The sequence below is a fragment of the Nonomuraea basaltis genome (assembly GCF_005893125.1).
Lineage (GTDB): Bacteria > Actinomycetota > Actinomycetes > Streptosporangiales > Streptosporangiaceae > Nonomuraea > Nonomuraea basaltis.
In genome coordinates this window covers 1-380 of the sequence record NZ_VCJS01000667.1, presented here as the reverse complement: position 1 = coordinate 380, position 380 = coordinate 1, and the positions used below count along the sequence as shown (strand labels likewise).

The following is a 380-nucleotide window of genomic DNA, read 5'->3' as shown; positions in this document are numbered from 1 at the left end:
CCCTCCCGCCCCGCAGCCGAGGCGTTATCGCCCTAGTTGAGGAAAACTGCACCTCTTGCATGCTCTGTGCCCGAGAGTGCCCCGACTGGTGCATCTACATCGACTCGCACAAGGAGACGATCCCGGCCCCTGAGGGCGGCCGCCCACGCCAGCGCAACGTTCTCGACCGTTTCGCCATCGACTTCGCCCTGTGCATGTACTGCGGCATCTGCATCGAGGTGTGCCCCTTCGACGCGCTCTTCTGGTCCCCAGAGTTCGAGTACGCCGAAGGTGACATCCGCAACCTCCTGCACGAGAAGGACAGGCTGGCCACCTGGACCCAAACGGTTCCTCTGCCCCCGGCCCACGACCCTGGCGCCGAACCTCCGAAGGAACTCACC

Annotated in this window: 1 protein-coding gene; it reads left to right on the top strand. The window is 64.7% G+C overall.

Going from position 1 to position 380, the window contains the following annotated elements; genetic code table 11:
- The coding region (locus EJK15_RS69950) for a 4Fe-4S binding protein (RefSeq protein ID WP_138720999.1) at positions 1-380 on the top strand (380 nt) is incomplete at both ends.